Origin of the sequence: Castellaniella denitrificans (assembly GCF_042653765.1) — a bacterium.
In the GTDB taxonomy this organism is placed as follows: Bacteria; Pseudomonadota; Gammaproteobacteria; order Burkholderiales; family Burkholderiaceae_B; genus Castellaniella; species Castellaniella denitrificans.
On record NZ_JBHSEZ010000004.1, the window covers coordinates 308,569 to 334,080 of the forward strand.

Here is a 25,512-nt window from a genome sequence, read left to right on the forward strand (position 1 = left end):
GTCAGCCTCTCGACCCGAACAGCCCCTGGGGCCGGAACAGCAACACCGCGATGAAAATCGCGAAGATCCCCATCTGGCCCAGCGAGTCGCCCCAAAACAGGCCACCGATGGACTCCACAACGCCGATCAACAGGCCACCGATCAGCGCACCGACGAAACTGCCCATGCCGCCCAGCACCACGATGGTGAAGGCGATCAGCACGAAACCGCTGCCCACCTGCGGGTTCACGTAATAGGCCGGCAAGAGGAAACAAGCCGCCGCCCCCAGACAGGCCATGCCGATGCCGAAAGACAGCGCATAGACCTTCTCCACATCGATGCCCATCAGCCGCGCACCCTGTTTCTCGTGCGCGACCGCCCGGATCGCGCGGCCCAGATCGGTACCGTGGATGATCCAGAACAGCGCGGCGGCGACCGCCAATGCGCCACAGAACGCGATGATCTTGGGCAGCGCGATCATGGCCGGACCGATCGTCACCGTGGACAGGGCATAGGCCGTATCAATGGTGCGCGTGTCGGATTTGAACCAGACCAGCGCTAGATTTTCCAGGATGATGGCCAGACCGAGCGTCACCAGCAGGATATTCTCATCCTTGCCGTTGCCCGCCCGATTGATGACGAACCACTGCAATCCGTAGCCCAGCGCGAACATGCCGGCCACCACCAGCGGCAGAGCCGCGTAAGGGTCGATGCCCAGGCGATCCTTGAGCAGATACACGGCGTACAGCGCCACCATCAGCGCCGCCCCATGGGCGAAGTTGATGATATGCAGCACGCCGTAGATCAGGGTCAGGCCCAACGCGATCAAGGCATAGACGGCGCCGGTCGTCAGCCCGTTGAGCACCGATGAGAAGAGGATGGTGGAATCCAGCATGCCGTCGCTCAGGCCTTCAAGGGAAAGACAGCATCGGTCTGGCGATAGTCCGCGGGGAAAATCACCTTGATGTCGTTGTCGAGCACCTGCGTCATCAGGGGCTGGGCGCCGGCGTTCTGTCCGTCAACGAAATGGGTGGGGCCATAGGGCATGAAATGGTCGTGGAACGTGCTGGCGGCCAGCGCCTCGATGATCGCGGCCCGGTCGGTGGACTTGGCCCGCTCCAGGGCGTCGGCCAGCAGCAGCACCGAGGTATAGGTCATGAAGACTTCGTAGCTGAAGTAGGCTCCCTTCTCCTCCACCCGGGCCTTCAGCGGCGCCACATGTGCATTCTTCGGATTGAACCAGTGGTTGCAATCGATGATGCCGTTGGCGATATCCGGGAACTCCTTCACGAACTTGTAGCTGGAGGCGGCGCCGCCCAGCACCGAATAGATCGCCTTCGGCTGGACTTTCTGCTGCCTCATGGCACGCAGCAGCAGGGCATATTCGTTGTAATAGTTGGCCGGAATCACGATATCGGGGTCCACCGACTTCATCCGCAGCACGATATTGTTGAAATCCCTGGTGGGGTTCGGGTGTTTGAGCACTTCCGTCACCTCGAACCCATGCTGCGGCAGCGATTTGGACAGCAGCGCCGCCGTGCCGGTGCCGAAGAGCGAATCCTCGTGGACGATCATCACGGTCTTGGCCGGCTTGCCGGCGGCGTCGTTGAGGGCGGCCAGGTCGGTGATTGCGCGTTCGCTGCACATGCGGTAGCCGGGTCCGAAACGGAACGTATTCTTCAGGCCGCGCTCGACGATCTGATCTGCCACGCCGACGTCCACCACATGCGGCAGGTTGTATTTGGCGGCGGTCTGCGTCGTCGCCAGACAGATCGCCGACGCGTACGCGCCCACGATGGCCGACACACCTTCCTGATTCATCTTCTCCACCTCGGCCGAGCCGGCTTCCGGGCGGGACTGGGCATCACCCAGCACGGCCTTCAAGGGTGCTCCATCCAGGGACTTGATCCCCCCTGCCCGATTGACATCATCGATGGCCAGCAGCGCGCCCAGCCGGCATTGCTGCCCGGAATAGGCCAGCGCCCCGGTTACCGGATGCAGCACCCCGACCTTCACAGGCGCGGCGCCTTGAGCGCGGACGACCCAGGGCGAGGACAGCATCGCCGCGGCGGCGGCGGATTGGCATAGAAAGGTACGACGCGAGCTCATGGAAAGCCTCCGAGGGAATCAATGAAATTGGGCCGATAGCTCTTCGCTGACCCAGACCTTGGCGTCAATGCTGCCGACGCGTGACAGCTGCAACTGATACTGATAGCGATCCGGCCGGTACAGGCCCAACAACAACTGCACGGGCCGGTCATTCACGTCATGCACGACGCGCGTCACCGACAGCAGGGCCGAGCCCACCGACACGTCCAGGTGACGAGCGATCTGCGCATCGGCCAGACGCGCGGAAATGGTCTGCGTCGCGCCGCCGAACTCCACGCCGGCGGACTCCAGCAGCATCAGCAGCGGCTCGCGCTCCAGATCTTCGCGGGTGAAATCCGCGACCGTCCGAGGCACATAGGTGGTGATGTAGGAAAGCGGACCGGCTTCGGTGCTGCGCACGCGCAGGCTCTTGTGCACGGGTGCGCCCGGATCTACATGCAGGGCCTCCGCCACGCTGGGCGACGCGCCGACCAGTGTGCTGTCGAGCACCCGCACCGAGGTGCGCAACCCCATGTTGACGATGTTTTCCAGCAGGCCGGTCAGGTGCGCCTTCTGCGACTTGCCGGCCGGCGCAATGCCCTGAGCGCCGGTCCCGCCGCGCACGGGCCAGGTGCCCAGCCCAGGGCGACGCGACACCAGACCATCCGCCACCAGCATTTCCATCGCCTTGCGAATGGTGATGCGAGCCACGTTGAACTGCTCGGCGAGCGCATGCTCGCCAGGCACGCCATCGTGGTCGAAGCGTCCTTCCTGCAGCTGTTCGCGCAGGACGAGGTATATCTGGTGATATTTCGGAAGCGGCAAAGAGGTTCCCATGGGGAGCACTCTATGGATGTCCTAATGTCCCGTCAATGGAACAAATAGCTGTGCAAGTTGTTCCATCGGGAAAACACTGATCCGATGTCAACTACCGCTTCTGTGCAGCCATCGCCGAACCGCTGCCCCGCGCGTCCGGCGGTTGCAGGATCTCAATACCCCGTCCCGGCCGCCTGGTCGGCGCCGGCGCGGAAGGCCTGCGCCAGGCCGGCCGCCGACTGCCGCAGCAGCAGCGTATCCGTACCCAGGGCGATGAACCGGGCGCCCGCGCGGCCATATTCCCGGGCGGCGTCCAGTCGGGGGGCGAACACGCCGGCGGCCTTGCCGCTGCGGGCGATCTTCCCGATGGCGCCGAGCACGGCGGCGCGGACTTCGGGGTGGTCCGGACTGCCCAGGCGCCCCATCGACGCGGCCAGGTCCGAGGGGCCGATGAACACCGCGTCCACGCCGTCCACGGCCAGGATCTCGTCCAGGGCCGCCAGGGCGGCGCGGGATTCGGCCTGGACGATCAGGCAGATCTCGCCGTCGGCCCGCCGCAGGTAGTCCGGCACCCCGTTCCAGCGCGCCGCGCGCGCCATCGCCGTGCCCACCCCGCGGATGCCGGCGGGCGGATAGCGGGTGGCCCTCACCAGGGCGCGGGCCTGCTCGGCCGAATCGACCATCGGCACCAGCAGGGACTGGACGCCGATGTCCAGCATCTGCTTGATGCGCGCCGGATCGTGATCGACGACGCGCACCAGGACGTCGGCCCCGCCGCCCTGGAGCGCCCGCAGTTGCGCGAGGACGGTGCGCAGGTCGTTGGGACCGTGCTCGCCGTCGATCAGCAGCCAGTCGAAGCCGGTGCCGCCGAGCAGTTCGGCCACGCCGGGATCGGCCAGCCCCAGGAACAGGCCGATGCGTGGCGCCGGATCGCCGCCGCGCAGCGCGGCCTTGAACGGATTGTGGAGTGCGGACATGCGGGTTCTCCGGAAAAGGGGCAGGGCGGGATTCAGACGAAGCGGTTGGAGATGCTGCCCAGGGGCCCGTAATCGACGTGGAAAGTATCGCCCGGATGGGCGGCCACCGGCCGCGTGAAGGACCCCGACAGGATCAGTTGCCCCGCCTCCAGGCCGGCGCCGTGCGCGGCCAGCTTGCGCGCCAGCCAGACGATGCCGTTGGCCGGATGGTTCAGCACCCCGGCGGCCACTCCGGTTTCCTCGATCACGCCGTTGCGCATCAGCAGCGCGCCGGTCCAGCGCAGGTCCAGGTCCATGGGACGGATCGCCCGCCCGCCCAGCACCAGCCCGGCGTCGGCGGCGTTGTCCGAGATCGTGTCCATCACCAGGCGCGGCCGCCCGGTCGCCGGATCGACGCGGTGGCAGCGCGCGTCGATGAGTTCGATGGCGGGCATGACGTAGTCGGTGGCGTCCAGCACGTCGAACAGCGTCACGTCCGGCCCGATCAGGTCGCGGGTCAGATGGAACACCAGTTCGACCTCGACCATGGGGACGATGAAGCGGTCGAAGGGGATGTCCTGGCCGTTCTCGAACAGCATGTCGTCGAGCAGCACGCCGTAGTCGGGCTCCTCGATCCGGGAGGACCGCTGCATGGCGCGCGAGGTCAGGCCGATCTTGCGGCCGATCACGCGCCGGCCTTCCTGGAGCTTCAGGCGGATGCCCTCGCTCTGGATGGCGTAGGCGTCCTCGATCGTGATCCCGGGATGGTCCAGGGACGGCGCGCGCACCTGGACGCGGGTGCGCTCGGCTTCGCGCAGGGCGGCGGCGGCCCGGGCGATGGCGTCGCGGGACAAGGCCCCCTGGGCCGGCGCCCGCGGGCGATCGGCGATGGCGGTTTCAGCGTTTGGCATAGCGGGCATGGATGTTGTTGTGCTTGAGCGTACCCGCCTCGGAGAATTCGGACAATTCCAGGGACAGGGCCAGGGTGCGGCGCCGGAACAGCGCGTCGAAATGCTGCTTCATCACGTCGAACAGCGCCTGCGCGGTGTCGCGCACGGCCTGCGGATCGCGGCCCGCGCCGATCTTGACGGTGGCATGCACGAAGGCGTCGTCGTGGTCGCCCTCGGCCACGCAGTATTCTTCCAGGCGCAGGGCGCGCGAACGGATGCCGCCCGGCGGGAACAGGCCGGTGTCGATCAGGACGTGGTTGGCCTTGCGCAGCAGGCCGGGAATGTCGCCTTCCTGGGCGAGATTGCCTGAATACTCGAAAATCAGATGTGCCATGATATGTGGACCCAGGATGCGGAAATCGGCGTCCCGGCCGGGCGGCCGGGGGACGGTCCGCGCGGCCCGCCGGGGCCGGCCGCGCATGACCGGAGAAGCCGGGATTTACTGGACCGGCAGGACCGCGTTGATCTGGCCGGTGCCCGAGCTGCCGAAATACGGGGTGACGACTTCGGCCTGGCCCCGGTACTGGTCCCAGCCCAGGGCGCCCAGCAGCATGGCGGTGTCGTGCATGTTGCCCTCGCCGTGGCACTTGGCGTTGTATTCGGGCAGCATCTCGCAGAAGGTCGCCCAGTCGCCGCGCTTCCACATGTCGATCACGGCGTGATCCATGGTTTCCAGGAACGGGCTCCAGATCTTGAACAGATAGTCCTCCGCCACGCCGTTCTGGGCGAAGCGGTGCGACAGCGAGCCGCTGGCGAGGAAGGCGACCGTGCCGTCGTACTGTTCCTCGACCGCGCGGCGCATGGCGGCGCCGATCCTGGCCGAATCCTCCATGTTGTGGACGGTGCACAGCGCCGCCACCGACACCACCTTGAACCGGCGGTCCGCGTTCATGTAGCGCATCGGCACCAGCGTGCCGTATTCCAGTTCCAGGCTGGCGATTTCATGCGCGCGCGTCCGGACGCCGGCCGCCGTGCTGGCATCGGCCAGCAGCTTGCCCAGCGCCGGATTGCCATCGTATTCGTAGGGCATGTCCTTGATGAAGTGCGGCAGCTCGTTGCTGGTGTACACGCCCTTGAAATGGGGCGCGCAATTGATGTGATAGCCGGAATTCACCAGCCAGTGCGTGTCGAAGACGACGATCGTGTCCACCCCCAGTTCGCGGCAGCGGCGGCCGATTTCCTTGTGGCCGTCGATGGCGGCCTGGCGGCAGCCTTTATGCGGCCCGTCCAGCTCGGACAGGTACATCGACGGCACGTGCGTGATCTTCGCGGTCAAAGCGAGCTTACCCATGGTGTCTCCTCCGTAAGGGGATATGAGGCAATGTTGGCTGGAGTTCAGACGCCCCAGCGAGGGATCGGATGATCCCCGTATGAGATGCAGATGTTCTTGGCTTCGCAGAACACCTCGTAGCTGTAATGGCCGCCTTCGCGCCCGGTGCCGGAGGCCTTGACGCCACCGAAGGGCTGGCGCAGGTCGCGCACGTTCTGGCTGTTGACGAACACCATGCCAGCCTCGATGCCGCGCGCCATGCGCAGGGCCCGTCCGGTGCTTTCGGTCCAGACGTAGGACGACAGCCCGTAGGGCGTGTCGTTGGCGATGGCCAGGGCCTGGGCCTCGTCGTCGAACGGGATCAGGCAGGCCACCGGGCCGAAGATCTCGTCCTGGGCGATGCTCATCCCGTTGTTTACGTCGGCGAAGACGGTGGGCTGGACCCAGTTGCCGCCCCGGAAGGCCGCGTCCACGTCCGGCGCGCCGCCCCCGCACAGCAGGCGGGCGCCCTCGCGCCGGCCCGCCTCGATGTAGCCCGTGACCTTGCGCAGGTGATCGGCCGAGATCATCGGCCCGATGATGGTCTTGGGATCCAGCGGATCGCCCACAGCCAGGCGCCGCGCCCGGGCGGCGAAATCGGCCTGGAAACGCTCGTAGATGCCGCGCTGGACCAGGATGCGGCTGCCCGCCGTGCAGCGTTCGCCATTGTTCGAGAAGATCATGAAGACGGCGGCGTCCAGCGCCCGCTCGTAGTCGGCGTCGTCGAACACGACGAACGGCGACTTGCCCCCCAGCTCCATGGAAAACTTCTTCAGGCCGGCGGCGCGCACGATGCGATGGCCGGTGGCCGTCGAGCCGGTGAAGGACACCGCGCGCACGCCGGGATGCGAGACCAGCGCCTCGCCGGCCGTGGCGCCGTAGCCGTGGACGATGTTGAACACCCCCGGAGGCACGCCGGCCTCCAGGGCCAGCCGCCCCAGGTGGTCCACGGTCAGGGGCGACAGTTCGCTCATCTTCATGACGGCCGTATTGCCGAACGCCAGGCAGGGCGCGAGCTTCCAGGTCGCCGTCATGAAGGGCACGTTCCAGGGCGAGATCAGGGCGCAGACCCCGACCGGCTGCCACATCGTGACGTTCAGGTGGCCGGTGTCCGAGGGATAGCTTTCCCCGTCCAGCCGCTGGATCTGCTCGGCGAAGAAATGGAAATTGTTGGCCGCGCGCGGCACCAGCGCCTTGCCGGTCTGGCCGATGACCTGGCCTGTGTCCCGGGTTTCCAGGCGGGACAGCTCGGGCACGTCGCGCGTGATCAACTCGCCCAGGCGATGCAGGATGGCCGCGCGCTCGGCGGTCGGCCGGGCCGCCCAGACAGGAAAGGCCTCCTGGGCGGCCTGCACGGCCCGGGCGACCTCGTCGGCGCCGCCGCTGGCGACCTCGGCCAGGACCTCGCCCGTCGCGGGATTCAGGGTTTCGAAGACGTCGGCGCTTTCGACTTCGCGCCCGGCGATCAGATGCTTGATCATGGAAGGTTCATCCCTGGTTGGCGGGTTGGGAAGGGTGGGCCTCGTCGCCCACGATGGTGTTGACCAGGCGGCCCACGGATTCGATCTCGGTTTCGACCACGTCCCCGGGCCGGGTCTCGGCCAGCCCCTGCGGGGTGCCGGTCAGGATCACGTCGCCCGGCGACAGGGTCATGAAAGACGACAGGTATTCGATCAGGAACGGGATGTCGAAGATCATGTCGGCGGTCGTGCCCTGCTGCACGACCTGGCCGTTGATGCGCGTGCGCAGCGCCAGGGCCATGGGATCGGGCACGTCGTCGCGGTCGACCATCCAGGGGCCGATGGGCGTGCAGCCGTCGCGGTTCTTCACCCGCAGGTTGGGCCGGTACCAGTTTTCCAGGTAGTCGCGGATGGCGTAGTCGTTGGCCACGGTGTAGCCGGCGACGTGCTCGTAGGCGTGCCCGCGGTGGATGCCGCGGCCGCCGCGTCCGATGACCACGGCCAGCTCGCATTCATAGTGCATGCTCTTCACACCGTCCGGGCGGCGGGTGCTCGCCCGATGGCCGATGAAGGTATTGGGGCCCTTCAGGAAGACCAGCGGGACCTCGGGCGCCTTGAAGGCCAGTTCCGCGGCGTGGTCGGCGTAGTTCAGACCCAGCGCGAAGGCCGTGCCGATCCGCACCGGCGGCAGCCAGACGACTTCCTCCGCGGGCGCCGCGCGGCCGTCGGCCAGGCGCAGCGTGCCGTCGTCCTCGACCGTGGCCGGGCGGACCGCCCCCTGCCAGGCGATGCGTGCATGCCTCATGCCGGTTCCTCCCCGGTTTCCACGGTGAATTCCAGCCGGGCCAGGCCCGGCACCTCGACGCGCACGGCGGAACCCGTCCGGGCCTCGGGCGACCGATAGACGACCCCGGTCAGGAGCACGTCGCCCTGGCGCAAGGTCATGAATTCCGTCACGTCGGCCAGCAGCCGGGCCGGCGCGCGCAGCAGGTCGGCCAGGCGGCGCTCCTCGCGCCGCTCGCCGTCGATCCAGGTCCGCAGCGCCAGGGACTGCAGCTCGCGGACCGCGCGCGGCGGCAGCAGCCGCATGGGCAGGGACCCGTCGAAGCATTTCTGGCGGATGGCCGGCCGGTAATAGTCGGCGTGCGGCAGGCTCAGGTCGGCGGCCAGCAGGCAGGCATCGACGGCATCCAGGGCCGACTCCGGCCGCAGCCGGGCCGCGTCCCGCCCCATGCGCAGGCCGATCACGGCGCCGACCTCGACCGCGCGCTCGCCGGCCGGCAGCCGTACCGCGCCGCCTTCCGGCGCCCAGGTGTTGCGCGGCTTGATGTACAGGACCGGCGCCGCCGGCAACTCCTTGTACGGCGGCTGCCGCGCGGCATCGCCCAGGCGCGACACACTGGCGGGGTCATTCATGATGACGCCGTACACGGCGGCGTCGGGAGGCAGGATGGTTTCGGTATGCATCATGTTTCAGCGACGGACGGGATTGGCCGGACTAGCCCAGGGCGCGGATCAGCCACAGGGTAATGCCCGGGAAGAAGGCCAGCACGATGATCCGCAGGAAATCGGACGCCAGGAAGGGCATCACCCCCAGCGCCGTTTCCTTCATGGGTACGTCCTTGGCCAGCTTGTTGATGATGTACAGGTTCATCCCGACCGGCGGGTGCACCAGGCCGATCTCGACCACCATCAGCGTCATGATGCCGAACCAGACGGATTTGTCGCCCGCCGACAGGCCGAAGAAATCCAGGCCCATGATCATGGGATAGAAGATCGGGATCGTCAGCAGGATCATCGCCAGCGAATCCATGACGCAGCCCAGCAGGATGTAGATCGCCAGGATGACGAAGAGCACCATCATGGGCGACAGGCCGCTGTCGATGACCCATTGCGCCAGCTCGTTCGGCATCTGCGACAGGGCCAGGGACGAATTCAGCAGGTCCGCGCCGATCAGCACCATGAAGATCATGCCGGTGACCCGCGCCGTGCCCAGCAGGCTCTGGCGCGTGCCTTCCCAGCGCATGCCGTTGGCCAGGGCGATCACGCCGCACGCCCCCGCCCCGATGGACGCCGCCTCGGTCGGATTGGCCCAGCCGCCGTAGATGCCCACGACCACGACCACGAACACCAGCATGATGGGCACGGTGCGCATCAGCGCCGCCAGGGCCTCGGCCCTGGGCGCCTTGGTGCCGGTGGGGCCGGATTCGGGATTGCGCGTGACGAGGATGCGGATCACGATCAGGTAGCCCAGCGCGGCCAGGATGCCGGGAATCACGGCGGCCATGAACAGCTTGCCGATGGAGTCCTGGACCAGCACCGCGTAGATGATCAGTGGCACCGAGGGCGGGATCAGGATGCCCAGCGTGCCGCTGGCCGCCAGCGTGCCCGTGGCCAGGCGCCCCGAGTAGCCGTGCGCGCGCAGCTCGGGCAGCGCCACCTGCCCCATCGTGGCCGCCGTGGCCAGCGACGAGCCGCAGATCGCCCCGAACGAGGCGCACGCCGCCACCGAGGCCATCGCCATGCCCCCGCGCCAGTGCCCGATCAGCTTGCCGGCCGCATCGAACAGCGCCTTGGACAGCCCGCCGTGTGTGGCGAACTGCCCCATCAGGATGAACAGCGGCACCACCGCCAGGTCGTAGTTCGACAGGCGCGCATAGGCCAGGTCGCTGAGCGTATACAGCAGTCCGTTCAAGGCCCAGTCGCTGGAGGCCACGTAGATCACCGCCCCGGCCAGCAGCATCGCCACCGCGATCTGCACCCGGAGCACCAGCAATACCAGCAGCCCTGCGAGACCGCTCAGGCCCACCGCCATCCCGCTCATGCCGACACCCCGTGATCGACGGCCATCTGTTCACGGCGCCCCAGGTACCGGGCATGCCCGAGCGCCGCCCGGACGCGCCAGAGCGCGCACAGGGCGGTCAGCAGCAGGCTGGGCACGATGGCCGCCACGGGCATCCAGATCGGCAGGCCCAGCAAGGTGGTGAAATCACCCGTCTCGCGCAGATGCAGGGCCGACAGCCAGGTCCGCCAGGCCAGCACCAGCATGGCCGCCACCAGCAGGCACTCGCAGGAGGCGTCGAGGCGGCTCTTGGCGGTCGCCGGGAGCCGCTCGGTGAACAGATCGACCCGCAGGTGATCGCCCACCAGCGTGCAGTAGGGCAGGAAGGCGGCGGCGGCCACCGCCGTCCCCACCTGCATCATCTCGACGTCGCCGGTGATCGAGCCAAAGCCCAGCTTGCGCCCGACGATGGAGACCAGCGACATGCCGACCAGCAGGATGAACAGCATCCCGCCCCCCAGGGCCAGGCCCGTGGCCAGCCGATTCAGGATCGGCCAGCCCCGGCTGCGGCGGGCCAGTTCGGTTCCGGTGTAATCCATGATCTGAATCCGTGTCGGTTATTGACGCGCCAGCGCGTGCGCGGCTTCGGACAGCTTCGTGCCGTCGAGGCCCTTCTTGTCCATTTCCGCGCGCCACTCGGTGTCGACCGCGCGGGCGGCGTTCTTCATGGCGCCGAGATCGGCTTCGCCGATGTCGACCACTTGGCCGCCGGCGGCCCGCACCTTGGCCTGCGTCTGCGCGGCCACGTCGTCCCAGACCTTGCCGAAGCGCTCGACCAGCGCCGGTCCGCTGTTGCGGTCGATGACGGCCTTCAGGTCGGGCGCGAGGCCATCGTACTTCTGCTGGTTCATCAGCAGCACCAGCACCGTGGCGGCGGGATAGGCCTGGCCGGCGGCGGGTTGCGTATGATATCGAGTGACCTCTTCGAGCTTGGTGGGCAGCACGACTTCCCAGGCGCCCATGGCGCCGTCGACCACACCCTTGGAAATGGCCTCGGTGACCTGGCCCGGCGGCATGGAAACCGGCTCGCCGCCCAGGGCGGCCAGGGTCTTGGAAGCCATGCGCGTGGGCGTGCGCAGCTTCAGGCCCTTGAAGTCCCCAAGGCTGGCGATGGCCCGCTTGGACGTATGCAGGGCCACGCCGCCGTCCACGTGCACGGCCAGCACCTTGTACTTGGAGAATTCCTGCTTGGCGTACTGTTCGTAGAAATTCCAGGCGGCGCGGCTGCCGCTGGCGGCATCCCTGACGACGAAGGGCAGTTCCATGGCTTCGATGGCCGGGAAGCGGCCCGCCGAATAGCCGGGCGCCGTCCAGACGATGTCGGCCACGCCGCGCAGGGCCTGGTCCGCCAGCTGGCCCGGCGTGCCGCCCAGCTGCATGGCGGGGTAGAACTGGCAGGCGATGCGCCCGGACGATTCCTGGGCCAGCGTGGCGCACCAGGGTTCGAGTACCATTTGCTGAGCCGCGGCGGCCGACGGCAGGAAATGCGCGATCTTGAGAGTGACTTCCTGGGCGGCGGCGGGATTGCCGACGGAAGCGGCCAGCGCCAGGGCCAGTACGGCGAGTCGTCGTTGCATATGTCTTCTCCGGATGAGGATGGGTTTTATGAGCATCGGCTGGGTTCAGTTGCCGATTCACTAACATGTTATTGTTATTTTCAGGCACTATAAAGCTAACATATTAGCAAGTCAAGCACGGAAACCGGACCGACATGAACACACCGAAAATCCATCGCAACCTGCCGCAACTCCTGCTGAAGGCGCGCGACGCCCTGCTGAGCCATTTTCGCGGGATCCTGACGCACTACGGCCTGACCGAGCAGCAATGGCGGATCGTGCGCAGCCTGCGCGAGCAGGGTCCGCTGGAACCCAATCAGCTATGCGATGCCTGCCAGATCCTCAGCCCGAGCATGGTCGGGGTGCTGAGCCGGATGCAGACCCAGGAACTCATCGTGCGCGAACGCTCCCCGCACGACCAGCGCCGGATCATCATCAGCCTGACGCCGCAGGGCCGGGCGGTCTACGATCGGGTCGCCCCGCTGGTCGAGGCCCAATACCGCCTAATCGAGGCCGCCATCGGCCGCGATCTCATCGACCAGACCTATGCCCAGATCGACCGCCTGCTGAGCGCGCCGCTGGACCAGGTCCCTTCCGTCGAACTGCCTCCCGTGGATCCGAAGGCCTGAGCCCGCGAGCGGCCTTCCGCGCCGGGCCGCGTGGCGCCGCGCCCGGCGCGAGACGGGCGGCGGCCCGTCCGGAGGCTCCCTAGCGTCCGGCCAGTTCCCGGTACACGGCCAGGTGCGCCCGGACGATCCGGTCCAGGCCGAAATCGCGCTCCGCCAGCGCCCGTCCCGCGGCGCCCATGCGGACCCGCAAAGCCTCGTCCCCGGCCAGGGCCGCGACCGCGTCGGCCAGGGCCCGCGCGTCCCGGGGCGGCACCAGCACGCCGCTGATCCCGGGCTCGATGGCGTCCCGGCACCCCGGCACGTCCGTGGTCACCACCGGCCGGCCGCAGGCGGCCGCCTCGATCAGGGACTTGGGCAGGCCTTCGCGATAGGACGGCAGCGTCACGATGTGGGCCTGCGCGTAGAAGCCGGCGACGTCCGCGCATTCGCCCACGTACTCGATCGCGCCTTCCGCCCGCCAGGCATCCAGTTCCCCGGCCGTCACCGAAGCCGGATTTTCCGGATCCAGGCTGCCGGCCAGCCGCCAGCGCAGCCCTTCGCCGCGCGCCGCGGACATCCGGGCCGCCTCGACGAATTCCCGCACGCCCTTGTCGTGCAGCAGCCTGCTGGCCATCGCGACGGTCACGGGGCCTTCCGGCCAGGGCGCGGGCGCGAACCGGTCCAGATCGACGCCCGAGCCGCGCAGCAGCACCGCCTGGGCGGGGCGCACGGCGCCGGCCTGTTCCAGCACGTCGCGGTCGGCGGTGTTCTGGAAGATCACCCGGCTGTTCGGATGCCCCAGGGCCAGGCGGTACAGGACCAGGGCCAGGCGCCGCAGCACGCCGCGCAGCCCCGAGCCCGGGATGAACACGTAGCCCAGGCCGGAAATCGCCGCGACGTAGGCGGGCACCCCGGCCAGGCGGGCGGCGATGCCGCCGTAGAGCACGGACTTGAGCGTGACGGCATGCACCAGGCCGGGCCGCACCCGGCGGAACAGGCGCCAGATCGCCCACAGGCTGCGGGCTTCGGTCCAGGGCCGCATGCTGGTGCGCGACAGGGGCAGGACGTGGTGCGTTAGGCCCAGCGCCTCCAGTTGCGCCACCGCCGGGCCGCCCATGGACGCGACGTGCACCTCGTAGCCCGCGTCCCGGGCGGCCAGGGCGACCGGCAGCCGGTGCGACACCAGGAACGCCGGATTGGTGATGAAGAACAACAGCCGCGGCGCCGGAACCGGCGCGGCGCCCGCCGCCGGAACCCGAACCGCGTCCGGAACCGCCGAAGCCGCCGCGCCGGCCGACGCGCGCCCCGCCCCGGCCGCCGGGAAATCGGCGGCCAGACGGCGCCAGACGGCTTCGTAGCGATCCACCATGGCCCGCAGGCTGTAGCGCCGCTCGACGGACACCCGGGCCGCGTCGCGCCGCGCCGGCCAGCCGGCGTCGCGCACGGCATCCACCGCCTGGGCGATGGCCCCCGCCAAGGCCACCGCATCGCCCGGCGGCACGACCCAGCCATGCTCGCCCACGATGTCGGCGGCATCGCCGACGTCGGTCACCACGCAGGCCACGCCGGAGGCCATGGCCTCGGACACCACGTTGGGAAAGCCTTCGGCCTTGCTCGACAGCACGTGGATGTCCAGCGCCCGCATCAGCGCGGGAACGTCGTCGCGCCGCCCCAGGAAGATCAGGTGGTCCAGCAGGCCGTAGTGCCGCGCCAGGGCGATCAGGTCTGCGTTGTCGCGCGACATGCCCAGCCCGATCAGCACGCAGCGCAGGTCCGGATGGGCGCGCACGCACAGGGCCAGCGCCGCGAGCAGGTTCTCATGGTCCTTCAGGGGATTCCAGCGCGCCACGCTGCCCAGCAGCGGCGCGCCCTCGGGCACGCCCCAGCGGGCGCGCAGTTCGGCGGCGCCCGCCGCGTCCGGGTGCCAGACGTCCAGGTCGTAGCCGTTGGGCACCACCAGCACCCGGTCGGCACGGTACCCCCAGCCCCGGTGGACCTCGGCCGCCTTGCGGGCGCAGGCGACGATGACGCCCGGCACCCAGGACGACACCCGGGCGCAGGCCCAGGCCGCGATGCGGGAAGATCGGCTGCTTTCGCCCAGGCTGACGCCCGAATTGCGCACGCCCCAGGCCACGGCGCGGATGCCGGCCAGGCGCGCCACGAGGCCGGCGATCAGGTCGGCATGGTACATCCAGGTCTGCACCACGTCGGGGCGGCGCTCGCGCAGCAGCCGGACCAGCCGCCACAGGCCCCGGACGTTGCCGGTCCAGCCCTGCATGTCCAGGCAAACCACCTCGACGCCGGCCTCGTGCAGCCGCGCGCCCATGACGCCTTCGCCGCGCATGGACACCACCGTGTGCCGGACCGTGCCGCCGGGGGCCGTGACTAGGCGGAACAGCACGGTTTCGGCGCCGCCATGCAGCAGCCCCGAAATCACGTGCATGACCCGCAACGGCGCGCGGCCCGTCTCGGACCCGGATTCGGCGGCTGGCTGGGGAGTGGCGGGCAGGCCCGCTTCGTTTCCGTTCATGAAGTTTCCTCGACCCTCGGGATCATCAGGTCATCAGGACGGCGACCGGCGCGCGGCGCCCTCGTCATCGGCGCCGATCGTCCCGTCCGCATCCGTCCAGGCATCATCCCAGGCCCGCAGGACGGCGTCCAGCCCATAGCGGGCCCGCACCGACCCGGCCGCCGCCCGGCCCCGGGCCTCGCGCTCGGCGGGGCCGGCGCGCATCACCCGCAGCAGGGCCCGGCCCAGGGCCGCCTCGTCGTCCAGGGGCACCAGGTCGGCCAGGCGGCCGTCCAGCGTCAGTTCCGACGGCCCCGAGGGACAGTCCGTCGCCACGCAGGGCAGCCCCAGGGCCATGGCCTCGAGCAGCGCATTGGGGAAACCCTCGACGCTGGAATTCAGCACGAAGGCATGGGCCGTGGCCAGATCCTCCCACGGGGTCCGGCTGAAGCCGGGCAGCCGGATACGGGATTCGAGCCCCAGCTCCCGGACGCGCCGCAGGCAGGCTTCGCGCTGGGCGCCGTCCCCCCAGATGCACAGGTCCCAGTCCGGACATTGCGGAGCGAGCGCGGCGAAGCATTCGATCAACCGGTCGAACCGCTTGACGGGATTGAAGCGCCCCAGCGCGGCCAGCGTGCGGCGAGGTCCCGGGGGCTCGTGGGCCCGGCACGCGGGCAACCCGTCGGGCAGCGGATTGGGGATCACCGCCACGCGGCGCACGCCCGGCGCGACCCGCAGCAGATGGGGCACGCTGCGGCGGGTCTGCACGGCGACGCGGCGCGCCCAGGGATAGGTCCAGCGCCGCAGCCGGCGCAGGACGGGTTCCAGGTTGACGCTGTGGGCCGGATCGGTGCGTTCGCCGACGACGATCGGCAGGCCCAGGCCGCGCAGGGCCAGCAGCGCCGTCACGTTGACGTTGGTCAGGAAGGACAGCACCCGGTCGGGCCGGCATTCCCGCGCCAGGCGCCGCAGGGCGGCGAGCTTGACCAGGGGGCGCAGCCAGGCCGGGCCGCGCACCCGGTCGGCCAGCCACAGCAGGCGCACGCCCGGATCCAGGACTTGGTCGCAGCGCCCGCGCCCGGAATAGCAGCACACCAGGGTGACCTCGTCGCCACGCCGCGCCCAGGCGTTGGCCAGGGTGGCGGCCACGCGCTCGGCGCCGCCCCCGTGCATGGAACTGACGAGGAACAGGAGCTTCACCTAATTCACCCTCCGGCCCTGGAACACCTGTTCCCACAGGGCCATGATGCGCGCGGTACCGAAGCGGTCGCGCGCATCGACGGCGCGGCCGGCCAGCCGCGCCCGCAGGCCGGGGTCGGCCATCAGCTCCGCCAGCCCGGCCGCGAGGGCGTCCGGATCGTCGATCGGCCGGACCAGCACGCCGTCCAGGCCCTCGCGGATGATCTCCCGGGGACCGGTATCGCAATCGGTGGCCACGCACGGCAGGCCGCAGGCCATGGCCTCGATCAGGGTGTTAGACAGGCCTTCCGCCTGGGAACTGAGCACGTACAGGTCCGAGGCGCCGTACCAGGCCGCCATGTTGCCGACGCGCCCCGGCAGGCTGACGCGCCCGTCCAGGCCCAGCTCGTCGCGCAGGGCTTCGAGTTCCCCGCGCTGCTCGCCCTCGCCCAAGATGGTCAGGTCCCAGTCGGGAAACGGCGCCGCCAGCTGGGCGAAGGCCCGCAACAGGCCGTCGAAGCCCTTGACCGGATGCAGCCTGCCCACGGCCAGCAGCCGGCGGCGGCCGGGCGCGCGCGGCGGCTCCAGGACCGGCTCGCCGTCGGCCAGCGGCCAGCGCACGGCATTGGGGATGACCTGGGCGCGCACGCCGGGCAGGTGCTCGTCGAGCCACTGCGCCGTCCCCCGGGTCAGGGCGACGACGGCGTCGGCGCGCGGATAGGCCCAGCGGCGCAGCCGTTCCCAGAACGCCGGCAGCGGCAGGCTGGGCGGGTGGGCGTGCTCGGTGGCGATCACGCGGCTGTGTCCGCGGGCGGCCAGCACCGCCAGGACCGAGCCCCGGGTCATCATGCCCAGCACGACGGACGGGCGATGGCGCCGCACCAGCCGGCGCAGCGCCAGGACGCGCAGCAGATTGCCCCACAGGGCGCCCACGGGGCCCGCGCTGTCCCCGGCCAGCCCCAGGGCCTGGCGCCGCACGCCGTCCGGCAGCGGATAGGCATCCTGGCGGTCGTCCGTCTGGGTCACGATCATGACCCGGCAGCCGCGCGCCAGCCAGCCGGCGGCCAGGTCCACGGCCACGCGCTCGGCGCCGCCGCCCCGCAGCGAATGGATCACGATCATCAGGTCGATCCGGTCGGCGGTCATGTTTCTTCCCTCTTCTCCGGACGCACGCGCCAGGCCAGGCCCAGGTAGCAGGCATAGGACAGGGCGTACATGAGGGCGGTCGCCAGCATGATGCCCGCCGCGCCCATGGACGGCGCCAGCACGGTGTTCATCCAGGCCTTGAGGCCGAAATTCAGGACGGCGATCGTGGCCATCCAGCCGTAGCGGTTCTGGCTGGCCAGCAATTGCACCAGGATCAGCACGCCGAAATAGAAAGGCAGCTGGAGCATCCCCCAGCGCAGCACGTGCGCCACGGCGGCCGTGTCCTGCGCCGTGAAGGCGCCGCGCTCGAACAGCAGCGACACCAGCCAGGGCGCCAGCCACCAGCCGATCAGCACCGCGACGGCGCCCATCGCCAGCAGGGCGAACGACCATTTCAGCGCCATGGCGCGGGCGTGCGCCGCGTCGCCCCGCGCCTGGATGTCGGCCAGCACCGGCAGGGCCGCGCGGCCGACCGAGGCCGCTCCCAGTCCGATCATGAGCGACAGCAGCCGCGCCGCGTAGCCCAGGGTGGCATTGGCGTTGGCGCCCAATTGCGCCGCCGTGTACTGGTCGATGGGACCGACGAAGCTCATGGCCAGCTGGCCGACCAGCATGATGCCCGCGGCGGCGGCCAGGCTGGACCACTGCGGCGCGTGCCGGCTCAGGCGCGGCCGCATCGGGACGCGGTCCGCGCGCCGCGCCAGGACGTCCTGCCAGACGGCCTGGATGGCGTAGCCCAGCAGCGTGCCCCAGAGCAGCGGCAGGATGCCCGCGCCCGCGGGCGCGGCCAGCACGCAGACCAGGATCGCCAGGGCCGGCACGCTGTCGAGCAGGGTGTTGATGTGGCGCTCGTGCGCCCGCAGGCGCGCCGCGCCCAGCCCCGTCCAGATCGTGAAGAAGGCGGCCGGCGCGAAGCCCAGGATCAGCAGCAGGCTCATGTCGCGCACCGTGGGCGACAGGCCCTGCCCCGCCACATCCAGGACCAGCGGCCAGGCCAGCCCCAGCAGGACGGCCGCCGCGGCGCCCAGCGCCCAGGCCCAGGCCTGCAGTTCGCCCAGGAAGCGGCCGTGCAGGGCGGATTCCCCCTGGCGGCTGCGCACCAGGGCCGGGATCAGCACCACGGAACAGGCCCCGACCAGCGTCACCGGCAGCCAGTTGGCGATCGTCAGGGTGAACTGGTAGGCGTCCACGGCGTCGCTGACGCCGTAGCGGTACGCCACCGCCATTTCCTTGACCGCGCCCACCGCCTTGCCCATCAGCAGGAAGAAGGCGACGCGGGCCGCCCCCAGGGCGATGCGGCGGTGGTCGGCGTGCAGGCCCGCCAGCCGGCGCTTCAGCGGCGCGATCACGTCAACCAACCCTCACGCGTCGGACCCGCACGCCACGGTCAGCTCAGGAACTGGACGTACCAGGGCATGGCGACCTCCAGGCCCCGCAGGATGTCGAACTGAGGATCGTAGCCCAGCAGGCCGCGCGCCTTGGCGATGTCGGCCTGGGAATGGCGCACGTCGCCCGCGCGGAAGTCCGCGTGGCGCGGCTCACGCGCGTAGGCCACGCCGTTGCGTCCCAGGATGTCGCGCAGGTGGCCGAACAGTTCGTTCAGCGAGGTGCGGGCGTTGAAGGCCACGTTGTAGACCTGGTTGACGCCCTCGGGACCGGCCAGGGACGCCAGCACGTTGGCCTGGACGACGTTGTCGATGTAGCAGAAGTCGCGGCTGGTCTCGCCGTCGCCGTTGATCACGACCTCCTGGTCGCGGATCATGGACGACACCCACTTCGGAATCACGGCCGCATAGGCGCCGTCCGGGTCCTGGCGCTGGCCGAAGACGTTGAAGTAGCGCAGGCCGACGGCCTTGAAGCCGTAGGCGCGGGCGAAGACGTCGGCGTACAGCTCGTTGACGTACTTGGTGACCGCGTAGGGCGACAGCGGCTTGCCGATCAGGTCCTCGACCTTGGGCAGGCCGGGATGGTCGCCATAGGTGGAGCTGGAGGCCGCGTAGACGAAGGATTCGACCTGGGCGTCGCGCGCCGCCACCAGCATGTTGAGCTGGCCGCCGACGTTGACCGCGTTGGTGGTGATCGGATCGTTCAGCGAACGCGGCACCGAGCCCAGCGCCGCCTGGTGCAGCACGTGGCGCACGCCCTTGACCGCCTGCCTGCAGGTGTCCAGGTCGCGGATGTCGCCCTCGATGAAGCGAAAGCGCGCCCACTGCGCGGGGCTGACGCGGGATTCGACCTCGTCCAGGTTGCGCTGGTAGCCGGTGGAAAAGTTGTCCAGGCCGACGACGGTCTGGTCCAGGCCCAGCAGCGCTTCCAGCAGGTTGGAGCCGATGAAGCCGGCGCAGCCCGTCACCAGCCAGGCGCGGGGCTGCGCCCGCAGCTCGGCCCGGACGGATTCATAGCGAGAAGTCATGCGGGAACCTCAGAGGCGCAGGTCGGACTCGCCGGCGGCGAGCACGTATTTCAGGTCGTACAGCACGTGTTCGGGCTTGCCCAGCGCGCGCAGCGCGGCGGCGCCCATGGCGGCGAACTGCTCGTGCGCCACCGCCAGGATGATGCCGTCGTAGGCGCCCACGGCCGGCTTGGCAACCGGCGTGAGGCCGTATTCGTGCTGCGCCTCGGCCGCGTCGACCCAGGGATCGTAGACGTCCACCTCGATGCTGTATTCGCCCAGTTCGCGCACGATGTCCACGACGCGGGTGTTGCGCAGGTCGGGGCAGTTTTCCTTGAAGGTCAGGCCCATCACCAGCACGCGCGAGCCCTGCACCTGGATGCGGCGCTTGGTCATGGCCTTGACCAGTTGGGAGACCACGTAGCCGCCCATGGAGTCGTTCAGGCGGCGGCCGGCCAGGATGATTTCCGGGTGATAGCCGATGGACTGCGCCTTGTGGGTCAGGTAGTACGGATCGACGCCGATGCAGTGCCCGCCGACCAGGCCCGGCCGGAAGGGCAGGAAGTTCCATTTGGTGCCCGCGGCCTGCAGCACGTCCAGCGTGTCGATGCCCAGGCGGTTGAAGATCAGCGCCAGTTCGTTGATCAGGGCGATGTTCACGTCGCGCTGAGTATTTTCGATGACCTTGGCGGCCTCGGCGACCTTGATCGAGGGCGCCTTGTGCGTGCCCGCCGTGATGATCTGGCGGTACAGTTCGTCGACCAGGTCGGCGACCTCGGGCGTGGAGCCCGAGGTGACCTTGCGGATGGTGGAGACGCGGTGCTGCTTGTCGCCCGGGTTGATGCGCTCGGGACTGTAGCCCGCGTAGAAATCGACGTTGAACTTCAGCCCGGAGATGCGTTCCAGCACCGGCACGCAGACTTCTTCGGTGGCGCCGGGGTAGACCGTGGATTCGTAGATGACGATGTCGCCGCGCTTGAGGATGCGGCCGATGGTCTCGCTGGCGCGTTCCAGGGGCGTCAGGTCCGGCTGCTTGTACTCGTCGATGGGCGTGGGGACGGTGACGATGAACACGTTCGCGGCGGCCAGCTCGGCGGGGTCCGACGAATAGCGCAGGTGCCTGGCCTGGGCGAGTTCCGGGCCGTCCACTTCCAGGGTGTGGTCGCGGCCGGCGCGCAGTTCCTCGATGCGCCGCGTGTTGATGTCGAAGCCCAGCACGTCGCGGTGCTTGCCGAATTCGACCGCCAGCGGCAGGCCCACGTATCCCAGACCGACGACGGCCAGACGGACGTCCTGAATGTTCATTTGGTTCTCCCCGGCATGCGAGCCGATTTGACAGTGTGGAATTTTAATCGCGCCGCACGCCGCGCCCCAAGGAGGGCAGCAGCAGCCAGCGCGGCCGCCGCCAGGTGACGAGGCGGATGTACAGCCAGATGTAGGCCATGGCGAAGACCCCCATGCTGAGGCACAGCATCCAGGCGTTGTCCCACCACAGCGTGGCGGGCACCAGCCCGATCAGGGCCAGCACCCACAGATAGGGCGAGGTCATGGCGTTGCACAGCGCCGGCAGCGCGTGGCGGCGGTCGCGGCTGAAGGTGATGCGCACCAGGCGGCGGAACACCAGCTGGTGCAGGTGCAGCGCGTCGGGCTGGTCGACCGGCACGCCGCGCTTGAACTTGCGGCGCCAGATGGAAAACAGGGTCTCGAAGACCGGGTAGAACAGCACGGCCAGCGCATAGAAGGGCGACACCCCGGGATTGCGCACCACCAGCTGCACGGCCAGCTCGGCCAGCATGAAGCCGACGAAATAGGCCCCGCCGTCGCCCAGGAAGACCCGGCCGAAGGGGAAGTTCCAGACCAGGAAGCCCAGGGTCGCGGAAGCCAGGGACGTGGCGATGAGGAAGATGGGGATGTCCTGGACCTGCCAGGCGACCAGGGCGAGCGACACCGCCATCAGGGTGGCGATCATGCCCGCCAGGCCGTTCATGCCGTCGATGATGTTCAGGGCATGCGTACAGCCGCCGACCGCCACCATGGTGAACAGCAGCGAGATGATCGGCCAAGCCGACAGCAGCGTGTCGGCCCACGACAGGCCCACGCGCGAGACGCCGCCCAGCAGCCACCAGGCGATGGCGGCCGACACGAAGGCCGCCAGCAGGCGCTTGCCGGAACCGATGTCCTTGGTGATGTCTTCGAGCAGCCCGGCGACGAACACCGGCAGCGCCGACACGAACAGCGCCGGCCACAGCCAGGTCAGGGTCATGTTGCTGGGGCCCAGCACCAGCAGGCCCGCCAGACTGCCGGCCACCACCGCCAGCCCGCCCACCCGGGGCGCCGCGCGGGAATGCATGGCCTGGGGCTTGTGCATGTCCGTGTCGCCCGTCAGGCGGCCGTGCCAGCGTTCCGACACGACGATCAGGCCGCCGACCATGAAGGCCACGATCCCGATGATGGGCCAGCTGAGCGTGGCGGACAGATTGGAGGCGTTCAAGTCGATCCCGTTGGGCAAAACGAGATTATCGGCCAATTTTGTAACTTGTGGTGCGGCGCAGCGGATACAGATGCAACAAAAGAGCCGCGCGAAACGATCCGTCCGCGCGACCCTGGCCTGTCAGGCCGTCACAGACCGCCCATGCACAGATATTTGACCACCAGGTAATCGTCCAGCCCGTAGTGCGAGCCCTCACGCCCCAGGCCGGACTGCTTGACCCCGCCGAAGGGCACGGCTTCGTTGGAGATCAATCCGGTGTTGATGCCCACCATGCCGTATTCCAGCGCCTCGGCCACGTGCCACACCCGGCCGATGTCGCGGCTGTAGAAATAGGCGGCCAGGCCGTATTCCGTATCGTTCGCCATGCGGACGACGTCCTCGTCGTCGCCGAAGCGGAACAGCGGCGCCAGCGGACCGAAGGTTTCCTCGCGGGCGAACTTCATGGTCGGCAGGGCGTCGGCCAGCACCGTGGGCTCGAAGAACGTGTGCCCCAGGGCATGGGGCTGGCCGCCGGCCAGGATGCGCCCACCCTGGGCGACGGCGTCCGCGATATGTTCCCGGACCTTGGCCACGGCGGCCTCGTCGATCAGGGGCCCCTGGGTGACGCCGTCCTCCAGGCCGTTGCCGACCCGCAGCTTGCCGACGGCCTCCACCAGCTTGCGGCTGAAGGCGTCGTAGACCGAATCCTGCACGTAGAAGCGGTTGGTGCACACGCAGGTCTGCCCGGCGTTGCGGTATTTGCTGGCGATGGCGCCTTCCACGGCGGCATCCAGGTCGGCGTCGTCGAACACGATGAAGGGCGCATTGCCGCCCAGTTCCAGCGACAGTTTCTTGATCGAAGGGGCGCACTGGCGCATCAGCAGGCGCCCGACCTCGGTGGAGCCGGTGAAGGACACCTTGCGCACCAAGGCATTGGACGTCATCTCGCCGCCGATGGCGGGAGCGTCCCCCGTCAGAACGGAGAACACGCCCGCCGGCACGCCGGCCTCTTCCGCCAGCACGGCCAGGGCCAGGGCGGAAAACGGCGTCTGTTCCGCCGGTTTGACGACCAGCGGGCACCCCGCCGCCAGGGCGGCGCCGGCCTTGCGAGTGATCATGGACGACGGAAAATTCCAGGGCGTGATGGCGGCGCACACCCCGATGGGTTCACGGGTGACGACGACCCGGCGGTCCTTGGCGAACGTGGGGATCACGTCGCCATAGGCGCGCTTGCCCTCTTCGGCGAACCATTCCAGGAAGGCGGCGCCGTAGGCGATTTCACCCCGGGATTCGGCCAGGGGCTTGCCTTGTTCGACCGTCATGATCAGGGCCAGATCCTGGGCGTGTTCGGTCATCAGGTCGAACCAGCGCCGCAGGATGGCCGCGCGTTCCTTGGCGGTCATCGCGCGCCAGGCGCCCCAGGCGGCCTGCGCGCCCTCGATCGCGCGGCGGGTCTCCGCCGCACCCATGCGGGGCACGGTGCCCAGGATTTCTCCCGTCGCCGGATTGCGGACATCGAAGGTGCCGGCGGAATCCGCATCGCACCATTGGCCGTTGACATAGGCCTGCTGACGCAGCAGGTCGGGTTTTTTCAGTGCCAGCATGCTTGTGCTCCGATTGTTCGTTCAATATAATGAACGATATTTATTGGAATGAACGATCCGATGATAACGGCCCCCGCCGCCAGGCGTCAATCCGCCGGGATGCCCCGCGCCCGGCGCGGCGGCCGGTAGGCGCCGCCCCTCCCCGACGACCCCATCCCATGAGCACCGATCACGGAACCTCTGAACGCGTCCTCGCGCCGGCCGTCGCCCGCGCCTCCGCCGTGCTGGACCTGCTGGCCCGCACCGGCCGCCCCGCCTCCCTGGCCGAACTGGCCAAGACGCTGCGGTTGCCCAAGAGCAGCCTGCACGGCCTGTGCGCCACGCTGGAACACCTGAACCTGATCACGCGGCTGGAAGGCGGTCAGATGGCGCTGGGACCGCACGTGATGATGTGGGCCAACGCCTTCATGGCGCGGCTGGACATCACGCAGGAATTCTTCGCGTCCTGGGACGACATGCGCGTCCTGCCGGAAGAAACCATCACGCTGTCGGTGCGCGACGGCGCCGAGGTCGTGTACATCGCCTGCCGCAACGGCAAGCATCCCCTGGGACTGCGATTCCACGCCGGCATGCGGCTGCCGGCGGTCTACACCGCCACGGGCCTGGCCATGCTCAGCACCCTGCCGGACGCCAGCGTGCGCAAGCTGCTGGACGGCCATCCCGGGGGCTGGCCCGCCCCGCTGACCGATCACGGCCTGCGCGACACCGCGTCGGTCATCGACGAACTGCGGCAAATCCGCCAGCGGCGCTATTCGACCGACCGCGAAGGGGTGCGCGACGGCATGTACTGCTATGGCGCCCCGGTCTTCGATTCGCACCACCCCGAAGCCGTGGCGGGCGTGGCGGTCAGCATCCGCTCGCTGGAGGCCAACCCGGCGCTCGAGGAACGCGCCGGGCACGCCATCCGCAAGCTGGCCGACCGGCTGTCGGAACGCCTGGGGGCCTGGCGCGGCCGGTGAGGCGGAACCCGCGCGCGAAAGAGGCGCCGGGTCAGAACAGCCCGTGTTCCAGGCAGAAGGAGATCAGTTCCTGGTTGTTCTGCGCGCCCAGCTTGCGCATCGCCGAGGTCTTCTGGGCGCTGATGGTCGTCACGCTGCGATGCAACTGGCCCGCGATCTCGGTGATCGAAGCGCCCTGCACGAACAGGCGCAGCACCTCGAACTCGCGCGTGCTCAGGGAATCCACCCGCTCCTGCAGGCTGCGCACCTCCCCGCCCACGGACATGTCCTGCCTGAACCCGGGCGGGTAGTAGCGCAAGCCCCGGCGCGCCAGGGTAAGGGCCACCAGCAGCGCATCCAGGTTGTCCTGCTTCATGACCACGCCCAGGACGCCGGCATCGTACAGCGAGGAAACGATCATCGGAGTGGACACCATGGTCAGGACGATGATCCCGACCTCCGGAAAATGCCGGCGCAGATAGGAAATGAACCGCATGCCGTCGCCGTAGCGCGCATCGCCCGGCATGGAATAGTCGGTCACGACGATATCCGGCGCGCAGGTGCCCAGGCGCTCGACCAGTTCCGAGGGCGTCGAGACCATCGCCTCCACTTCCAGGTTGATGTCCCGCGCGAGCAGCTCCCGGATCCCCATCAGCACCAGGGGATGATCGTCCACCAGGACGATGCGCAATTTCTTCGAGGGCACCATC

Annotated in this window: 24 protein-coding genes and 1 pseudogene; 2 read left to right on the plus strand and 23 right to left on the minus strand. The window is 69.1% G+C overall.

The features are described 5' to 3' along the window. Position 1 precedes the first annotated feature (1 nt). The 13 genes from ACFO27_RS07575 to ACFO27_RS07635 all read right to left on the minus strand — a co-directional run bounded on the left by ACFO27_RS07575 (position 2) and on the right by ACFO27_RS07635 (position 11,977). Complete coding sequence (locus tag ACFO27_RS07575; RefSeq protein ID WP_376816789.1) at positions 2 to 874, minus strand: branched-chain amino acid ABC transporter permease; 873 nt, start codon at positions 872 to 874, stop codon at positions 2 to 4. An 8-nt stretch (positions 875 to 882) separates the two neighbouring features. Further along, entirely contained in the window at positions 883 to 2,088 is a 1,206-nt protein-coding gene (locus ACFO27_RS07580) for an ABC transporter substrate-binding protein (protein WP_376816790.1), read from the minus strand. Positions 2,089 to 2,106: 18 nt separating this feature from the next. Next, positions 2,107 to 2,904, minus strand: a complete 798-nt coding sequence (locus ACFO27_RS07585; protein WP_376816791.1) for a GntR family transcriptional regulator — start codon at positions 2,902 to 2,904, stop codon at positions 2,107 to 2,109. A 152-nt stretch (positions 2,905 to 3,056) separates the two neighbouring features. Further along, positions 3,057 to 3,860 carry an HpcH/HpaI aldolase family protein gene (locus ACFO27_RS07590; protein ID WP_376816792.1) on the minus strand — a complete coding sequence of 268 codons (804 nt, stop codon included), beginning with the start codon at positions 3,858 to 3,860 and terminating at the stop codon, positions 3,057 to 3,059. A gap of 32 nt (positions 3,861 to 3,892) precedes the next feature. Further along, a complete protein-coding gene (gene hpaH, locus ACFO27_RS07595; protein WP_376816793.1) occupies positions 3,893 to 4,750 on the minus strand; it encodes a 2-oxo-hept-4-ene-1,7-dioate hydratase in 858 nt (285 codons plus the stop codon). Then, positions 4,737 to 5,123 (minus strand): 5-carboxymethyl-2-hydroxymuconate Delta-isomerase, encoded by a 387-nt coding sequence (locus tag ACFO27_RS07600; protein ID WP_376816794.1) that lies wholly within the window; start codon positions 5,121 to 5,123, stop codon positions 4,737 to 4,739. Before ACFO27_RS07600 ends, hpaH begins: the two co-directional genes overlap by 14 nt. Before the next feature lie 105 nt (positions 5,124 to 5,228). Then, positions 5,229 to 6,080 carry a 3,4-dihydroxyphenylacetate 2,3-dioxygenase gene (gene hpaD, locus ACFO27_RS07605; RefSeq protein ID WP_376816795.1) on the minus strand — a complete coding sequence of 284 codons (852 nt, stop codon included), beginning with the start codon at positions 6,078 to 6,080 and terminating at the stop codon, positions 5,229 to 5,231. 44 nt (positions 6,081 to 6,124) lie between these two features. Then, complete coding sequence (gene hpaE / locus ACFO27_RS07610; protein WP_376816796.1) at positions 6,125 to 7,579, minus strand: 5-carboxymethyl-2-hydroxymuconate semialdehyde dehydrogenase; 1,455 nt, start codon at positions 7,577 to 7,579, stop codon at positions 6,125 to 6,127. Positions 7,580 to 7,586: 7 nt separating this feature from the next. Then, a complete protein-coding gene (locus tag ACFO27_RS07615; protein ID WP_376816797.1) occupies positions 7,587 to 8,363 on the minus strand; it encodes a fumarylacetoacetate hydrolase family protein in 777 nt (258 codons plus the stop codon). Beyond that, positions 8,360 to 9,028, minus strand: a complete 669-nt coding sequence (locus ACFO27_RS07620) for a fumarylacetoacetate hydrolase family protein (RefSeq protein ID WP_376816798.1) — start codon at positions 9,026 to 9,028, stop codon at positions 8,360 to 8,362. The genes ACFO27_RS07615 and ACFO27_RS07620 overlap by 4 nt, the downstream gene beginning before the upstream one ends. A gap of 28 nt (positions 9,029 to 9,056) precedes the next feature. Then, the gene (locus ACFO27_RS07625) at positions 9,057 to 10,382 is read right to left on the minus strand and encodes a TRAP transporter large permease (protein ID WP_376816799.1); all 1,326 of its coding nucleotides are present in this window, start codon (positions 10,380 to 10,382) and stop codon (positions 9,057 to 9,059) included. Beyond that, positions 10,379 to 10,939: a TRAP transporter small permease gene (locus tag ACFO27_RS07630; protein ID WP_376816800.1), complete on the minus strand. Its 561-nt coding sequence runs from the start codon at positions 10,937 to 10,939 to the stop codon at positions 10,379 to 10,381. Before ACFO27_RS07630 ends, ACFO27_RS07625 begins: the two co-directional genes overlap by 4 nt. A gap of 18 nt (positions 10,940 to 10,957) precedes the next feature. After that, entirely contained in the window at positions 10,958 to 11,977 is a 1,020-nt protein-coding gene (locus ACFO27_RS07635) for a TRAP transporter substrate-binding protein (protein ID WP_376816801.1), read from the minus strand. Positions 11,978 to 12,111: 134 nt separating this feature from the next. On the opposite strand from ACFO27_RS07635, the gene hpaR reads away from it, so the two are divergent. Then, positions 12,112 to 12,585 carry a homoprotocatechuate degradation operon regulator HpaR gene (gene hpaR, locus ACFO27_RS07640; protein WP_376816802.1) on the plus strand — a complete coding sequence of 158 codons (474 nt, stop codon included), beginning with the start codon at positions 12,112 to 12,114 and terminating at the stop codon, positions 12,583 to 12,585. A gap of 79 nt (positions 12,586 to 12,664) precedes the next feature. Here hpaR and ACFO27_RS07645 read toward each other — a convergent pair whose 3' ends face one another. The 9 genes and pseudogenes from ACFO27_RS07645 to gabD form a co-directional block, all read right to left on the minus strand. Beyond that, complete coding sequence (locus tag ACFO27_RS07645; RefSeq protein WP_376816890.1) at positions 12,665 to 13,780, minus strand: glycosyltransferase family 4 protein; 1,116 nt, start codon at positions 13,778 to 13,780, stop codon at positions 12,665 to 12,667. A gap of 246 nt (positions 13,781 to 14,026) precedes the next feature. Then, a pseudogene (locus ACFO27_RS07650) lies at positions 14,027 to 15,094 on the minus strand (glycosyltransferase); the annotation flags it as partial. A 33-nt stretch (positions 15,095 to 15,127) separates the two neighbouring features. Beyond that, positions 15,128 to 16,273, minus strand: coding sequence for a glycosyltransferase family 4 protein (locus tag ACFO27_RS07655; protein WP_376816803.1), 1,146 nt, complete (start codon positions 16,271 to 16,273; stop codon positions 15,128 to 15,130). After that, a complete protein-coding gene (locus tag ACFO27_RS07660; protein ID WP_376816804.1) occupies positions 16,274 to 17,398 on the minus strand; it encodes a glycosyltransferase family 4 protein in 1,125 nt (374 codons plus the stop codon). Beyond that, positions 17,395 to 18,744, minus strand: a complete 1,350-nt coding sequence (murJ, locus tag ACFO27_RS07665; protein WP_376816891.1) for a murein biosynthesis integral membrane protein MurJ — start codon at positions 18,742 to 18,744, stop codon at positions 17,395 to 17,397. Before murJ ends, ACFO27_RS07660 begins: the two co-directional genes overlap by 4 nt. Before the next feature lie 41 nt (positions 18,745 to 18,785). Then, the gene (locus ACFO27_RS07670) at positions 18,786 to 19,811 is read right to left on the minus strand and encodes an NAD-dependent epimerase/dehydratase family protein (RefSeq protein ID WP_376816805.1); all 1,026 of its coding nucleotides are present in this window, start codon (positions 19,809 to 19,811) and stop codon (positions 18,786 to 18,788) included. A gap of 9 nt (positions 19,812 to 19,820) precedes the next feature. Beyond that, entirely contained in the window at positions 19,821 to 21,095 is a 1,275-nt protein-coding gene (gene tviB, locus ACFO27_RS07675; RefSeq protein ID WP_376816806.1) for a Vi polysaccharide biosynthesis UDP-N-acetylglucosamine C-6 dehydrogenase TviB, read from the minus strand. Positions 21,096 to 21,138: 43 nt separating this feature from the next. After that, a complete protein-coding gene (locus tag ACFO27_RS07680; protein WP_376816892.1) occupies positions 21,139 to 22,221 on the minus strand; it encodes an MraY family glycosyltransferase in 1,083 nt (360 codons plus the stop codon). A 188-nt stretch (positions 22,222 to 22,409) separates the two neighbouring features. After that, positions 22,410 to 23,864, minus strand: coding sequence for an NADP-dependent succinate-semialdehyde dehydrogenase (gabD, locus tag ACFO27_RS07685; protein ID WP_376816807.1), 1,455 nt, complete (start codon positions 23,862 to 23,864; stop codon positions 22,410 to 22,412). 158 nt (positions 23,865 to 24,022) lie between these two features. Between gabD and ACFO27_RS07690 the strand changes: the two genes are divergently transcribed. Then, positions 24,023 to 24,823 carry an IclR family transcriptional regulator gene (locus ACFO27_RS07690; protein WP_376816808.1) on the plus strand — a complete coding sequence of 267 codons (801 nt, stop codon included), beginning with the start codon at positions 24,023 to 24,025 and terminating at the stop codon, positions 24,821 to 24,823. 31 nt (positions 24,824 to 24,854) lie between these two features. On the opposite strand, the gene ACFO27_RS07695 is transcribed toward ACFO27_RS07690, so the two are convergent. Beyond that, positions 24,855 to 25,511 (minus strand): response regulator, encoded by a 657-nt coding sequence (locus ACFO27_RS07695; protein ID WP_376816809.1) that lies wholly within the window; start codon positions 25,509 to 25,511, stop codon positions 24,855 to 24,857. Position 25,512 lies beyond the last annotated feature (1 nt).